Raw genomic sequence first — 561 nt, forward strand, 5'->3', positions numbered from 1 at the left:
GCGTGCACTCGAGCCGCGAGCTCTGTCGGGTGGCATTACTTTGCGTTGCTTGAAGTTCACTTGCATATCGCAGCGGCCATAGCTGACACCATCCATGCCGTTCCATTGGCTGAAGTTGAAGTTAGAACGGTCTCCGTTCACCTCACCAACCGCTGGGGTCAGGTTGTGTAAATCCGCTTCCATGAGTTTAAAAGCCGTGTCGTTGCGCGAACAGTTTTTGCGCCCACCGCTTTGCCAACACTGGAGCTGGTGGCCGAATTGCCAAGCAGGAACCACATGTTCCCATTCAATGCGAGCTGCGCGTTTTTCTTGTTTGCGAACTTGGTAACCGCAAGAGGCTAAGTCTGGAACGCCTTTTTTGCCTTGCCACTGGATATCACAACCGCAGTAAAAACTGCTTGGGTGGTCTTGATAGATTTTCACCGCTTCACGTTTGGCGGCAGAAAATGAGCTAGGAGGGGCAGAAAAAGCGGAACTAGAAAGAACAAAGAGAAACAGAGTAAACAAGTATTTCATGACTAAAGTCTTTAAAAAGTATGACTTTAATCATTCTACCACTCA

At 48.7% G+C, this 561-nt stretch carries 1 protein-coding gene; it reads right to left on the reverse strand.

Annotated elements, in window-relative coordinates; all coding sequences use genetic code 11:
- On the reverse strand, positions 1–516 hold a 516-nt coding region (locus R7040_RS28885), incomplete at its 3' end, for an endonuclease (protein WP_318097955.1).
- Between the last annotated feature and the right edge of the window lie 45 nt (positions 517–561).

This window comes from Vibrio sp. 1069 (genome assembly GCF_033340555.1).